The 15,897-nt window shown below is 38.1% G+C and carries 7 protein-coding genes; all 7 read right to left on the bottom strand.

Annotation, left to right across the window (positions count from 1 at the left end; translation table 11 throughout):
• Nucleotides 1–14 precede the first annotated feature (14 nt).
• Nucleotides 15–1,748, bottom strand: a complete 1,734-nt coding sequence (locus QM481_RS23985) for a tetratricopeptide repeat protein (protein ID WP_283383659.1) — start codon at nt 1,746–1,748, stop codon at nt 15–17.
• Nucleotides 1,749–1,885: 137 nt separating this feature from the next.
• Complete coding sequence (locus tag QM481_RS23980; protein WP_283383658.1) at nt 1,886–3,544, bottom strand: hypothetical protein; 1,659 nt, start codon at nt 3,542–3,544, stop codon at nt 1,886–1,888.
• A gap of 38 nt (nt 3,545–3,582) precedes the next feature.
• Nucleotides 3,583–4,923: a DoxX family protein gene (locus QM481_RS23975; protein ID WP_283383657.1), complete on the bottom strand. Its 1,341-nt coding sequence runs from the start codon at nt 4,921–4,923 to the stop codon at nt 3,583–3,585.
• Between the two features lie 21 nt (nt 4,924–4,944).
• Nucleotides 4,945–6,285, bottom strand: a complete 1,341-nt coding sequence (locus QM481_RS23970) for a RagB/SusD family nutrient uptake outer membrane protein (protein WP_283383656.1) — start codon at nt 6,283–6,285, stop codon at nt 4,945–4,947.
• 58 nt (nt 6,286–6,343) lie between these two features.
• Nucleotides 6,344–9,385 (bottom strand): SusC/RagA family TonB-linked outer membrane protein, encoded by a 3,042-nt coding sequence (locus tag QM481_RS23965; protein ID WP_283383655.1) that lies wholly within the window; start codon nt 9,383–9,385, stop codon nt 6,344–6,346.
• 841 nt (nt 9,386–10,226) lie between these two features.
• Nucleotides 10,227–11,462 carry an efflux RND transporter periplasmic adaptor subunit gene (locus tag QM481_RS23960; protein WP_283383654.1) on the bottom strand — a complete coding sequence of 412 codons (1,236 nt, stop codon included), beginning with the start codon at nt 11,460–11,462 and terminating at the stop codon, nt 10,227–10,229.
• An 11-nt stretch (nt 11,463–11,473) separates the two neighbouring features.
• Nucleotides 11,474–15,814: a CusA/CzcA family heavy metal efflux RND transporter gene (locus QM481_RS23955; RefSeq protein ID WP_283383653.1), complete on the bottom strand. Its 4,341-nt coding sequence runs from the start codon at nt 15,812–15,814 to the stop codon at nt 11,474–11,476.
• Between the last annotated feature and the right edge of the window lie 83 nt (nt 15,815–15,897).

The raw sequence follows: 15,897 nt of genomic DNA, 5'->3' as shown, positions 1-15,897 counted from the left end.
AGATTTATATTTTACTAAAGAGGAAATAATGACTTATCACCAAACTTGATTACTTCAGCCAATTTTTGGGCATACAACTGCTCATTAGTCTTGTCACCTTTTTGTTTATAAACTTTGTACAAACCATAGTACCCGTTGGCTGTATTAGGATGGCGCTTTAATAAGGCCTGATAGGTTTCTATCGCTTTGGTATAATCCTTCGCCTTCAAGTAGGTTTCTGCTAAGCTGATCAATACGGGTCTTGCATAAGTAGGTGGTTCGCTATATCCCAAGTCTTCTTCTTTTTGATGTGCTTTTTTCAGTAGAGAAATAGCTTCATCATATTTTCCTTCGACACTTTTAATACTTCCTTGTAGTTCTAGAGAAGCCACATTTAGGTCAGCTAGTCGTTTGGTTGACACTACTTCATTAGGCTTTACTTGATTGCTGCTGCGCCACAATAGCGCATCTAGGGCGTCAGCGTATTGCTTTGCTTCTTCGATTTTATGGTTTTGCACGGCATCCATGCCCAAAGCAAATAGTCTCAATGCATCTTTGTATGCAATTGCCTTTGGAGTAAAAAGGCTGTCATCGTCTATTTTGATATTGGCTAGTTTATCGGCTGCTTTTTTATAGAAACCAAAACATAGCTCCATTTTGGCAGGTGCAATTACGCCTTGATAGAAAAACCGACCTTCATACTTTCTTTTTCGCTCTTTGGTTGCAGGCATTTTTTGCAACTTTTCGGCGTAATACAAAGCCGTATTGTATCGACCATCTTCAGCGCAATTGGAAAGTAGGTAGTTAATGTTATGAATATAATTCCATGTATCCACCTCTGGCATTTTGAAGTTTTTCATGTAGATAGAATCTACTTTCACTGCCGCTACAAAGGATTCATTAGCTAGTCTATATTCTCCTAATTTGTAATATACATGTCCAGGCATGTGTACCATGTGACCAGAATTTGGCGCTAATAATGGTAACTTCTGAGAACTTTCAAGGGCTTGTTCTGGGCAACAATTTTCCTTCAAATGAATCCAGTAATGGTGAGCCGCTGCATTTTCGGGATGTGTCCGTAAAATATCTTTTAGCAGATATTCAGCATAAAGTTGCCCTTCTCGTGGTACCATTTTCGAATCATATCCTCCCATTTTGCTAAGTGCCAAAAACAACTTAGCATCTAAGTCTTCAGGGTATTTGTCAATAATTCGCTCAAGTCTATTTTGGTACTCTGCTTTACCCCCATCGACCTCCGAATCTCTTGCCAAAATGGCATCAGCATAGCTTTTTTCACGTTCGGTAGCTTTGTCTCGTAGCTTTTTTAATTTTTGAATAGCCAGTTTTTGATCTGCCTTAAATTCATCACCCTCTATTGCTCCGATTGCACTATATAGGCCGTAGTAGGGCATGATCGCTGTTGAGTCAAATTTGATGGCCTCTTTAAATGCTCGATATGCCTCAAAATCCCAAAAACAATGTAACAGGGCAATTCCTTGATTAAAAAACTCTTGAGTTTTATTGGATTTGGTAGTGATTTTGAAATCAACTTTCCCTATTCCTTGAAAGAGCTGTGCAGGAGGCAGATTCGGAACGTATGCCGTTTCTTTTCTGTAGTCTAAAATATGTTCTAAATGACTGTGATTATCATGGGTTTCACCATCATGAACTTCATGGTTACTGTGTTGATGTGTTGCTTCAGTTTGTCGTGTCCTTTGCGCCAGCGTCGAAGTTCCAACTAAGCACAAGAATATCAATAAGTATTTCATAATATGAGAGATAAGGCAATGTAAAACCTGCTCATTGAGCAAGGATACATCTAAATTGTATGCAAAACTTCTCTAACAGCTTTCAATAAAATGAAAGCTGTTAGAGAATATTTTCAATCTTAAAATGTCAAAAAATCTTATTTATCGTATTTGCCAGCTTCAAGCGTACTTCTTGTGAGGGCATATTTTTTCACAAAACGGTCTAAAACAACCTCGATAGAGTCCTTATTTTCATCGATTCCAGAAAGTACTATACGATTTCCATTATCAAGAATTGTGTATTTCAGAATCATTTTGTTACGCTCTACAGGTTTATTTTCAGCTTTGATTCCCTTCGTGCGACGTGCTGAACGCGCTATGGCTTCAATTTTGGTATCTTCTTTGCCAATCACCTCACGTGACTCTTTAGGAATCCAGTTATCTTCTGTATTTTCTTTTTTCTTATTTTTCAAAGCCACAGATTTACCCTCATTTCGATTTCCTGAGAACTCACGGTTTTCTGAATTTCTCGAACCACGATTTTTATCTTGCAAATACAAAATATTGCGAACAGTATCAGCTTCATAATAAAATACTCGTTGCCCACCTGCAACGCCTGTAAGCTCAAAAGTTCGATTGATGTCACGCATAGGAGCACCACCGCCATTAGATAAATCTAACTCAACGGGCTTATTGACTTTGAAAGTAAGCGTAGTCCATTTTTCGAAAGTCGCTTGTTGCCAGCGAGTTGTATCAGCAGGGCTATATGGTAATACCTGACCATTGATTTTGTATTCTGTCACATGATAATTACCTCGTAAACCAGCGATACCTTTTTGAGCAGGTTGTTTGTAAGGATCATACAAAAAGTTGATAATAGCCAAATAGGTAAATACAGGCAAAAACAAAATCAGCGTCAAGCTTTTGAGACTAATACGAGCGATTCGTTGCCATGCTTTATCAAAAGTTGGGTAATATTTGTAAGGAATCGTTAAGCGCTCTTGAATCAAGAGTTTATATAAATCAGGGATGTAATCCACCAAAATAAAGGCAGAGAATAAAACAAAGTAAGAACTATAAACGTGTACGCCTCCATCGTAGGCGAAGTTTACATAAACGATATCTGCCAATGCACCAAACAATAAAACAGCTCCCCAAAAAGTAGTGGCTCTAAAAAAGAGTAACGCTCCAGCTAATACCTCAACAACTCCCGTAAAAACTTCATACCAAGGAACAATCCCGATAGATAGCCAATAGATTTTTTGCAAGGTCAAATCTCCAAAATTGGTATTAAGTAAGCCCCACGAAGGATAAGGTAATTGAGTGGGTGTAAGTTTGGTAAAACCAAAGCCAATAATGCCAATACCAGCACGGTAACGCACAATTACTTTAAGCCAGTAATACCAAAGTTTGTAGTTTTGAGGTTCTTTTTTAGTGAAAATAGCGATGGCTGTCCATATTCCTGCTGCAACTAGAGAAACAATAAAAGTAATCACCCAAACAGCATAGCCATTAAGAGTAGAACCAAAAATCTTATTACCAAAGAAGTTTAGCCCTGACCCAAAACGAGCAATGTCATATATATCACGATAGTGCAAATGCAACCAATCAAATGACAAAATTTCCTGATACCAATCTAGATTATTGGGAAAAGTCATCGCAATAAAAAAGATAAACGATACGCGGAAGGCAAATTTTTGTCCTGCACTCCAAGTGAGGTTTTTAAAATAATTAGCCTTTTTTATCTCTGTACTTTCAAAAGATTCCGATGTTGGAATTTGCTCTTCAAGAGATGAATTAATATTTGTATAAGCCATTTTTTCTGAGTTAAAAGATTGATGATTTGTTGAGAAAACTACAATTTCAACACACTTCTACGTCCTACTTTTTTAGCCTCGTTAATCAAATATTTTTTATTCAACTTTTCGAGTACCGCATATACCGAATCTTGGTGGGCATCTACCCCAGATAACACCACCGTGGAGTCATTAATAACCTGATAATGAATCGTTAGTGCATCATTCTGATAATGTGCATTACGATTGGTCAATTGCAATATGTTTGAGCTTGGGTCTTTTTGATAGCTATAAAAATGACGACCTTGAGTCCCTGCCAGCTCATAAATACGCTGAGAATCTTTACTGAAAATCTCTTCTGTTGGTAAATTTTCGATATTCACCTCCCGATTTGATTTAATACTGATGGTGTTCCATTTTTCGAAAATAACATCTTGCCAACGTACCGAATCCGTTTTTGAATATGGAATTTCTTGGTTGTTGAGCTTGAATGTTTTTACGTTATAAACACCCGTCAATTGACTCAAACCAGCTTGGCTTGGGAAGTGATAACCACCTCCCGAAGCACCAGCCTTGGTTTTATAACCATAGAAAACCACAAAAACAATGATATATAAACCCTTTAGTGTTAGACGGTATAGTTGTTTTTTCTCTCTAAACTCTGGTTGAAAGTGATTTTGATCAACAGGCTGTTCAAGTGAAACCAGCTTGAACAAACGAATCGCATCGAAGGCAAACAAATAGAGTCCCAAGCTGATTAGATAAAAAGCATATACATATTCGCCCCCCTCGTAAGCAATATTCGAAATCGCTACGTTACCCGCAAAAGGCAAAATGATTAGAGTACCAATTGTTGTTGTTTTGCGGTGTAATAGCAATAATGCTCCTGCCAATTCCACCAAGCCAAGGAAAGATTGGTAACTCGGTACAACCCCCAAACCAAGCGAAAAGAGTTTCCATGCAGTAAAATCCCCATAATTGGTATTGAGATTACTCAGACTTGGCTCTGGTGATTGAATTGTATAGACTTTCAAAAATGCATAGCCAATGAGTCCTAATGCTAGTCGGTATCTCACAAAAACTCTTATCCAATAATACCATTTATCATAATTGATATCTTTGGGTAATACCTTATCCCACAGGATTGTGCCTACTAGCGCTAAAATGGCAACAATAATCCAGTTGAGAAATGACTGTTCTCCCAAGAAATCTGGAGCGTATCGTGACAAGTAGAAAATGTCACGATATTCAAGAGCCAGCCAATTAGTGCCAGTAATATGCTTCAAAAATGATAAATCGATTGGTAGTATTTGGATAAAGAAATACAGACCAAAAAACTTGAATAGGTTTTTCTCGCTTTTGCTCCATGAGCTTTGCGATTGAATATCAAAAGTTCCCATTGTGCTTATTTCGTTTAGCGTTTAATAACCTGTATTTTGAACTAAAGCCTTGTCAATCAGCAATTCCCCAGCTGGCAATGGCAATAGCAAACGATTGTTGTCTGTCACGTTAAAAACTGCTGTAGCACGCCCTGTTCTAACCACATCAAACCAACGGTGAGGCTCTAAAGCAAACTCTAGACGTCTTTCGTTTTCGATACCAAGTAAAATCTGATCTTTCGTTTGTGCTGTAGTCACATCAATTCCTGCACGACTTCTGATAGCATTTAAGTCTGCGATTGCAGCCGTAAGCTTATTTTGATTAGCTTCGGCTTCGGCTCTAATCAAATATAATTCTGCGATACGAATTACATACGTTGGGTCAGCGGCTGGCGTGCGATAATACAGATTTCCATACCAACGATTTTGGTTATCTTTTGCAACCAAAGTACTGCGTCCACCACCTACTTTGGGATCATTGAGCAATGCTACCAAGGCATCATTTGGTGCCCACTGACGAGTACCACCATTGGTTTGAGGTTGCCATTGGTTACGATGTGTGTTAGTTTCGTTAGCACTGTAAAAAATTTCAAATACCGACTCTGCCGTACCACGAGCATCATTCGCAAAAAAGGCACTATATGGCTTTACTAACTGATAAGATGCGTTATCCGAAATCAATTTTGTCGCATATTCTTCAGCTTTATCCCATTCTTTTTGGTACAAATGGTATCTTGATCGGAGCGACCAAACGGTTTTTCTGGTAGCCCTGTAGCGGTTTGTAGTAGCTGGTAATAAAGGCTCTGCCGTTGTCAAATCTGCTAATACTTGTGCATAAGTTTCGGCTTGCGTACTACGAGCAATACCTCTGTTTTCGGTTGGACTTGCAGTTGGTTTGGTAATAAGTGGAACACCTCCCCATGTACGAGCTAGGTCGAAGTAAGCTAATGCTCTAATGAAATAGGCCTCACCCAATATCTGATTTTTTAAATCTGTTGTCAAAGCTGGATCCGTTACGGTCGGTACTTTGGCAATGACATTATTGGCTCGGTTGATCGTTACATAAATAGCAGTCCAAACCGAGGCAATCGTCGAGTTGTCAGCGTTTACCTTTTTATTGATAAACTCTTGTACTTGTGATTGCGAACCTGTCCATTGAATATTGTCTCCAGACAAGTATCCGATAGATTGAAAGTTCGTGCCATAATAGTTGGCACTAGCTAAAGCTGAATAAACCCCTCTGATAGCAGTTTCAGAAGATGTTTTATCGTAAATCGTTTGTGTATCTGAAATGGATTCTAATGGTTTTACATCCAAATAGCTTTGGCAAGATGTTAGTAAACCAATTAATCCTATCGATAAAGTATATTTAATGAATTTCATTTTTCTCATTTTCTTAAAATCTTGTTAAAGAGCCTAAATCAAGATATATAGTTATTTTTTAGAAAGTTAGGTTAATACCCACTTGAAAGCTTCTTGGTTGCGGTGGAGTGCCTAAGTCAATCCCTTGCGCATTTTGGTCGCTACTTGCACTTGACTCAGGATCAAGACCTGTGTAGTTGGTCAACAACCACAAGTTTGTACCATTTACAAATACTTTAGCGGCTTCAGCTCCAATTCTTTTGGCGATTGCTTTTGGTAAATGATAACCAATATTAAGCGAACGGAGACGTATAAACGAACCATCTTCTAACCATCTACTTCCACCATCACGATAGTTGTTCACATTGATTCCATCAGGGCGAGGAACGTCAGTGATATCACCAGGTTTTTGCCATCTTGCCAAATTACTTGCAAATATTACACGTGCTGCATCTCTTGCACCACCGCCTTCGCCAAAGAATTTGTTATGGTTATAAATTTTATTCCCATACTGATAAGCAAAGAATGCTGATAACTCAAAGCCTTTATAAGTTACAGTGTTGGTTAATCCTCCAAAGAATTTTGGCCAAATACTACCAACTAATTGACGGTCATCGGTGGTGATTTTACCATCTTTATTTACATCTTCATAAACAACATTTCCTGTTTCTGGGTCAACATATAGTTGTTTATACACCCAGAATGAGTAAAGTGGATTTCCTTCTTTTTGCAAAATCAAATCACGGCTACCATATCTTAGTGGCGTTTCGAGTTTTTCGATTTTATTGATATTTTGAGCTATGTTAAAGCTTGTTGTCCATACCAAACCACCTTTATTGATATTGGTTGAAGTAATGTTTAACTCAAAACCCTTGTTGCTGATTTCGGCAGCATTGCTCCAGTAATTTGCAAAACCCGTTGTGCTTGGCAAAGCTAATTGTAGTAAACCATCACGAGTATATTTTGAATAAACGTTAAATTCAATACCCAAACGACCAGCCAAGAACGAAGCATCAACACCAATATTTACTTGGTTGGTTTTCTCCCAACGTAAATCTGGATTAGCTAATTGTTGCGGAGCTGTACCTGCACTGCCTTGATACGAAGCACCACCTGTCCACAAACCTTGTGCTGCAAAGTTGCCAATACCGTTTTGGTTACCAACGATACCATAACTAGCTTTAAGTTTTAGATCTGTTACTAAATCTACATTTTTCAAAAACTCTTCTTGTTTCAAACGCCAAGCTGCACCTACTGATGGAAAATAACCCCACTTGCGGTCTGCACCAAATCTTGAAGAACCATCCGCTCTTAAACTTGCATTGAAGAGATATTTGCCGTTAATGCTATAATCTGCTTTTGCAAAAAATGAAGCCAGATTGCTTTTACTCCAGTTTTGTGTACTAGTTGTAGTAGCTGCTGAAGAGATAATTTTGAAAGAATTGTTCGCAAATCCTCTACCTTCCGCATAAGTACGATTGAGTTGGTCACTTTGCAAAGTATTTCCGACCACAAAACCAAAACTATGTCCATTATCGAATCTTTTGCGATAGGTCAAAGTTTGTTCATTCAATAAGGTCGTGTATTGCGTAATAGAAGAAGTCGCCAAACCGCCTTGTGCGCCCAAAAGTAGGAAAGTATTCCAGTATTCTGATTCGTTATAGTTGTTGTAATCAGCACCCCAGCTTGATCTAAGCTTAAGGTTAGGGAGTAATTCTGCTTCGAAGTAAAGGTTTCCTATATATCGTAAACTAGTTGAGTTAACATCGTAATTTTGAAGTAATAAAGTTAAGTTGTCGAAACCCGCTCTTCCGACCAAAACGCCATTTTCATAAGGTGACAAATACGTCGGTGTATGAAGTGCAGCCTGTAACAAACCACCTTGAGGACCGTCACCTGCACGAGCTTGATTTCGATAAGTTCTTGTAAATAAGTTATTTACTCCGATAGTTAGTTTGTCGCTTACTCGTTGATCTAGGTTTACTTTAAAACTAGCTCTTGTGAAGTTAATAGGTTTTAAGATTGCTTCTTGAGAAGTAAAACCACCACCAATATAATACTTTGTACTTTTGGTACCACCAGTCAAAGCTATGTCATAGTTTTGTAAAGTAGCTGTTCTAAATGCCTCACTCAATCTGTCGTAGGTTTGTTGTTCCTCTGGCAAACCACGACCGCCTTCTGACACTGGTCTAAATGGACGGTTCGCAAAAGTTCTGTTGAGTGATGGCGTATCTTTACCTGTATTTACCCACCATTCGTTCACCAATTGCGCATGTTGTGGACCTGTCGTTAAATCCCATAGTTTGGCAGCTTTCGCCTGACCATAACTTGCACTGAAATTGATTTGTGGCGCTTGCTCATAATTTCCACGCTTTGTTGTAATCAAGACCACTCCATTCGCTCCTCTCGAACCGTAAAGCGCTGTAGCTTCTGCATCTTTCAGCACTTCGATACTCTGAATGTCATTAGGGTTAATATCAGCAATTGGCGAGGTCGATTTTCCTCCCGTACTAATCGACTGCAAGCTATTGCTATTGATAAATACACCATCAACCACATACAAAGGATCATTGTCAGCATTAATAGAGGTCGCTCCACGTACGCGAACATTCACGCTTTCACCTGGCACGCCTGTAGGTGATGAAATCTGTACACCCGAAACTTTTCCTTGTAATTGTGCATCGATACTTCCTACAGGAATAGAGTTGACTTCATTTGGATTTATTTTAGAAACCGAGCCAATCAAGTTTTTACGTTCTTGTGTACCATATCCAACCACCACCACTTCATTCAACTCTTTTGAACTATTGCGAAGCTCGATTGTTATGGTTGGTTTGGCTGCCACAAGTTGTTTTGACTCATATCCTACATAATTGATAATCAAAACATAAGGCAATTTTTGACCTGTACGAAAGTAAAATTCTCCATTTGAATCGGTGATGACACCATGCGTTGTACCTTTAATGCTAATCGAAGCTCCTATGAGAGGTTCTTTCGTTTTTTCATCAATAACAGTTCCTGATAACGTCGAGTTAATGGTTGCATCTGTTTTTTGTGCATAGGCTCCAACGGAGACAAACAAAATACAGATGATTGTCTGTAAAATGAGCTTTTTTTTCATTTAATTTGTGTTGGTTAATGTAAACAACAAGGTTTTAGGAAGCTTGTAACGAAAGCTCCTAATACACATTTATCGTACCTTTTGTAACCGAGTCATTCTTGTTGCCGCAAGAATGACTTTTTAAAGATACATATCTATACTAAAAATATAGACTATATAGATTAATTGTACAAATATAAATATTCAAATAAATGGAATCCAAATTTATGATTGAAAAAAGCGCACTTTTCGACTAAATTGGGTTTTATTAGGATAAACAACAGCAAGAACTACAACTATCAGTGAGGTATAATTGAATTTGTGAGATGCGTATTACTATCGTTTTATTGTGAGGTATTCCTCTGATACTTGTAAGGTTATTGCTTTAAAAGTTAAAAATATAACGACCTTTAACTCCGTAATTGGAAACGAAATAGACTTGTCACGACTGATATTTCGAAGATTCTCAAGGAATTTGGTTCTGGTACATTCTCGTTAGAAAATACGACCTCAGCAATTGACTTTTTACAAGCTGAAACGGGAAGATGACATAAATAATTGCCCACGATAAGGAAGACATTTCATCATATTTTGAGACACGAACACATAAAGTTGAAAAGGGTTTATATGTTCGTGTCGTCCGTTTTTAACCTAACTCTATTTCGTAAATAGTCTTAAATCCCATAACAAAAGTTTAATGATGACGATTATTTGTCTTCTAATATTATTAGTAGTTTTTGGTTTCGTCTGCTGTACTTTCCATACAGCTTGTGATTTTGTTTATTTGCTCTAAACTTCTGATGGAAGTTACTTCTACCATAATCTGTATGAATTTAATGAATGATTTAATCCTACTACCTCATCAATGACCGTGGTCATCGCCACCTTCCGCATTAGATATACTGGACTGAAGATAGTAAGCTCCCTTGATGACGATTTTTGTATTTGTAGGTATTTCTTGCAAAGGTGTTACCTGAACAAATCCCAACTGGGCCGTACCTGTTTTGACTTCTATCCTTTTAAAATGAAGGCTTTCTTCATGACCTTCATTTTCCTCCTTTTGATGATTTTTATTGACATGATTATCAGCAAATTGAATAAAAATAAATTCTTTCCCTTCTGCTTTAGCAACGGCTTCAATTGGTAAGGTATTTACCATATTTTTACCGATATCAATCAATGCATTAACATACATACCCGAAATAAGATTTGCGGTTTGATTATTGATATCTGCATGGACAGCCACAGATTTCGATTCGTTCTGGAAGGCCTTTCCAATACTAAAAATACGTCCCATAATCTCTTGATTGCTCTGATTGGTGAGTATGAATCTTACCGGTTGGCCTACTTTAATTTTGAATAAATCCTTCTCGTAAACCAGTAAATCTACATGCATTTTTGAGTTATCAACGATAGTAAACAGTGATACATTTGGCGAAATATTACTACCGATTTTAATATTCACATCAGTAATATAGCCCGCTATTGGCGACAAAATTGATTGTACTGAATTGTTTTCGCTTCCTCCCATGGCCAGATTTTGTTGAATAATCTGCAACTTACTCTCTGTAATTTTAATCTTGCTTTTGACGAGTTCTAGTTCTGACGAAATCTTTTGAAAAGCTTTTCTGGCAGTTACATTCTCATCGTTTAACACTTTTTGACGGGCAAAATCAAGTTCCAAATACTCTCTGTTTATTTTTGCTTGTTGTAATTCATCCAAAAGTTGAGTCTTTTGCAAACGCAAATTGTTGAAATCCAAACTCTGATAGGTAGCCAAAACTTGTCCTTTTTTGACGAATTGCCCCTCAATAACGGCAATAGACCTAATTATACCGCCCATAAAAACCGATACTTCTGCTTGGTTTTGTGGGGGCAATTTGGTGTAGCCATTCGCTGTAATGACTTCACTGAGATTTTTTTGCTCAAATGAGCCAAGCAAAATATTGATGGCTTTCGCTTGAGTGGTACTAAGCTCTACTACGTCCGTTTCATCGTGATGCTCCTCTGCTTTATTTTCTTCACTTTTTTTGTTACAAGCCATTAGCGACAAGCATACGAACAAGCCTACTATTATATTTTTATATGATTTATTCATGTTTCTGATAATTAATTATTTAGCAAAAATTGGATGTTAATGGTATTCTGGTTGAAGGCGTTGATAACCGCTAAATATCGTTGGCGGATACTTAGCACAGTTTCCAAACTCTGTAGGTATTCAACATAACCTATCTCACCATTTTGATAGGCTTTCGTGCTTTTCTGGGTAATCAGGTCGGCATTGACCAAAGCTGTATTTTGATAATAATCCAACAGTGATTGATTGCTTTTTTGCTCCTGTAGCGACTGAAGGAGTTTACTTTCTAAGTTGTTTTTTAGTAGATGAGCATATTTGTCCTGCACCATGATCTGAATATCCGACGCTTGGATTCGTGCTTTTGAAGCCTTCGCAAAAACGGGAATACTAACACCAATAGTTCCTCCTTGGAATCGAGGTGCGCCATTGTAATACACAGTTTGGGAATTCACCTCTTGATTACCTGTAAGTGATTGTAGAAAATAGCCAATCGAAAAATCTGGTTTTAGACTTGCTTTTTCTAGATTCCTGAAAGTATTAGCTGTAGCTACTTGTTGAATTGCTAGTTTTAAACTAGGATTTTGATGAATCAAAGCTGTATCCATCGCAGTAATTGGAAGAGGTAAAAACTCTTCCTCTGCTATATCAACTACTTCATTCATATTCAAAAGTGTCTTCAATCGCATCAATTCGCTGATGATATAGCTCTCATTTTGCTTGCGTAGTTGTAGAAACTCCTGCTGTTTTGCTTCTGCCGTTGTACGTTCTATCAAGTTACTTTCCCCTGTGCTAAGTTTTAGTTTTGAGACTTTCACGAACTCAAGTAAATACTCATCAAGTTTTAGCAACACGGTATTCAAGGATTTTAAATACAGGATTGTATTCCAAGACTGCTTAATTTGATAGGTTATTTCTTGTTTGGTAATCAACGATTTTATCTCAACTTCCTTTATTTGAGCATTTATTTGTTGTTTTTTGGCTTGAAATATAAATGGAGAAAAGGTTTGAGAGATACTGAAATTTTGGTCAAAACTCTTGGTGTTATATTGACCAATCATGGCATTTAGATCAGTTTTGGGCAGTTCTCTTGCCGTGGGTTTTAATTGATTTTGAACCCTAATCTCTAACTCACTTGCTTGAATAGCTAAATTGTTAGATAGTCCAATTTCGAGGGCTTTCCGCAAGGTCAATTTTACTTGTGCAGAAGCGCTGTTTCCTCCTAAGCAAAGTCCAATGGCAATAAGAATGGTAGCTTTAGGACTTGTTTTAAATTTAGAACTTCCTTCCAACAAGAGGTATAAAATTGGTAAAACTATTAGTGTCAATAACGTTGCAATTACTAAACCTCCAATTACTACTGTTGCCAAAGGTTTTTGAACTTCAGCACCAGAGCCATTGCTGAGAGCCATCGGTAAGAAGCCCAATGAGGCTACTGCTGCTGTCATAATAACAGGTCTTAAACGAACTTTTGTCCCTTCACGAACTCTCTCGAGCACATTTTCCCAACCTTCAGATTTGAGCTGATTGAAATAGCCAATCAAGACAATTCCATTGAGAACGGCTACACCAAATAAGGCAATAAAACCAATGCCTGCTGAAATACTGAAAGGCATCCCACGAAGGCTCAAAGCAAGTATTCCACCAATAGCAGATAAGGGTATTGCAGTAAAAATCAGTACCGATTGCTTGATGGAATTAAACGTAAAATATAACAATACGAAAATCAACAACAGAGCAACTGGTACGGCCACTGTCAAACGTTTGTTGGCTTCAATTAAGTTTTCGAATTGTCCACCATAGGTAACATAATATCCTTCAGGTAATTTTAGTTTGGCGTTGAGTCGTGCTTGTATTTCTTTGACCACACTTTCTACATCTCGACCACGAACATTTAAGCCGATAACGATTCTTCTGCGACCGTCTTCTCGACTGATTTGTGCTGGTCCTTGCTCAAAATTGACATCTGCAATTTGTTCAAGCGGAATTTGATTTCCGTTTGGTAGGCTTACGAAAATATTCTTTACATTCGATATATCCTGTCTGAAATCCCTATCAAGACGAACCACCAAGTCGTATCTTTTTTCTCCTTCATATACTTTGCCTGTGGCTTCCCCAGCAAACCCAGTGCGTACTACTTTATTCAAATCCCCTACATTTAGACCGTACAAAGCTAATTTATCGGGATTATATCTTACCGTAATTTGAGGCATACCCGTAACCTGCTCCGATTTTACATCGGCGACGCCCTCAATATTCCCGATTAATCCGATGACAGAAGTCGCTGTAACGGCCAATTTCTCTAAGTCTTCTCCAAATATTTTGATAGCAACATCGCTTCTTACTCCTGTCATCAATTCGTTGAATCGCATTTGAATAGGCTGCGAGAGTTCAAAATTAGTACCTGGTATTTGTTCCATTTCCTCTTTCATCAGGTCTGCCAGCGCATAGAAGTCTTTCGTCGTGGTCCATTCTTTTTTGTTTTTAAGAATGACAATTAAATCACCACTTTCGATTGGCATCGGGTCAGTAGGTATTTCGGCTGAACCAATTTTGGAGACTACTTCGACCACTTCAGGAAATTTCGCTTTTAGAATTTTTTCTAACCTAGTTGAAGTTTCTATGCTCATATTGAGCGAACTACCATTGGCATTTCTAAAGTTAATGGCAAAATCACCTTCCTCGAGTGTCGGAATAAACTCTCCTCCCATTCGACTAAAGATAAATGCAGCTATCGCAAATAACCCTACAGCAGTACCAAGTATAAGTTTTTTTATTTCGAAAGATTTCTCTAAAACTGGCTGGTAATACTGGTAAATCTTGTCGATGATTTTATCAGAAATGTTCTTTTTATGAGAAATTTTCTTGCTTAAAAACAAGGCAGAAGCCATTGGTACATACGTTAGTGATAGGATAAAGGCTCCTAAAATTGCAAAAGATACGGTTTGAGCCATTGGCTTAAACATCTTCCCTTCGGTACCAACCAACGCCAAAATAGGGAGATAGACAATTAAAATAATAATCTCACCAAAAGCTGCACTACTTCTGATTTTGGTGGCCGCTGAAAGTACTTCATGATCCATTTGTTGGTCATCCAATAAGCCCTCTTTATTTTGATGCAAACGGTGGATTACCGCTTCAACAATGATCACAGCACCATCCACAATCAATCCGAAGTCTATTGCTCCCAGACTCATCAAATTACCACTGACTCCGAAGAGATTCATCATACAAACCGCAAAAAGCAAGGCCAAAGGAATTACTGATGCAACCAATAAGCCCGCTCGCCAATTCCCTAACAAAAGAACTAATACGAAAATGACTATGAGTGCTCCCTCTAAAAGGTTTGTCTCTACTGTACTAATAGCATTGTTTACCAATTTGGTTCTATCGATAAAAGGCTCTAAATCAACTCCTTTAGGTAGCGACTTTCTAATTTGTTCTACTTTGGCTTTAGTACGATTAACTACTGCCGAGGAGTTTTCGCCTTTTAACATAAGTACCATTCCTCCTACTACCTCTCCCTTTCCGTCTTTGGTAACGGCACCATAGCGCAGTGCAGCCCCTTCTTGCACACTGGCAACATCCCGAATCAATATTGGAATCCCATTGCTTGTCTTTACTACAATCTTTTCAATATCCGCTACACCCTTCACCATGCCCAATGCTCGAATAAAATAGACATAGGGTTGCTTATCGATATACGCACCGCCTGTATTCTCATTATTAATTTCGAGTGCATTAAAGATTTCGGTAATTGTAGTATTCATACTTTTGAGACGGTCGGGTTTCACCGCAATCTCATATTGCTTCAAAGCTCCTCCCAAAGTGGTCACTTCAGCAATGCCAGGAGTTCCCAATAATTGTGGCTTCACAATCCAATCCTGAATACTCCTGAGCTTCGTTGCATCGTACTGTGTTTCATATCCTTTTTCAGCAAAAAGGACATACTGATAAATTTCCCCAAGCCCAGTACTAATTGGGGCTAGCTCTGGCAGACCAACACCTTTGGGGATTAGGGTTTCTGCTTCTTTGAGCTTCTCGCTCATTTGAGCTCTGGCCCAATAAATATCTACGTTTTCCTCGAAAACCAAGGTGATAACACTCAGTCCAAATCGACTAAAAGACCTCATTTCTACTATCTTCGGGATAGTTTTCATGGTTTGTTCGATTGGATAGGTGATAAACTGCTCTACCTCCTGAGTGGCCAATGTTGGGGCCGTAGTAATTATTTGAACTTGATTATTGGTAATATCTGGAAGGGCGTCGATGGGTAATTTGCGAAGGTTATAAACCCCGACAACTATCAAGGACACGGTAAGTAAGCCCACAATAAATTTATTCTTTATTGAGAACGCGATAATATTATCTAACATGAAAATGAAGATTTACTAATTGAAAATTAGGCTATAGATGTACATGATCATTCCAGCATTAAGTCGATATAGTTCAACTCAAA

It is taken from the genome of Flectobacillus rivi (assembly GCF_030056655.1).
In the GTDB taxonomy this organism is placed as follows: domain Bacteria; phylum Bacteroidota; class Bacteroidia; order Cytophagales; family Spirosomataceae; genus Flectobacillus; species Flectobacillus rivi.
Note: the sequence above shows the minus strand (reverse complement) of the source record. Positions and strands in the feature narration are given on the sequence as shown.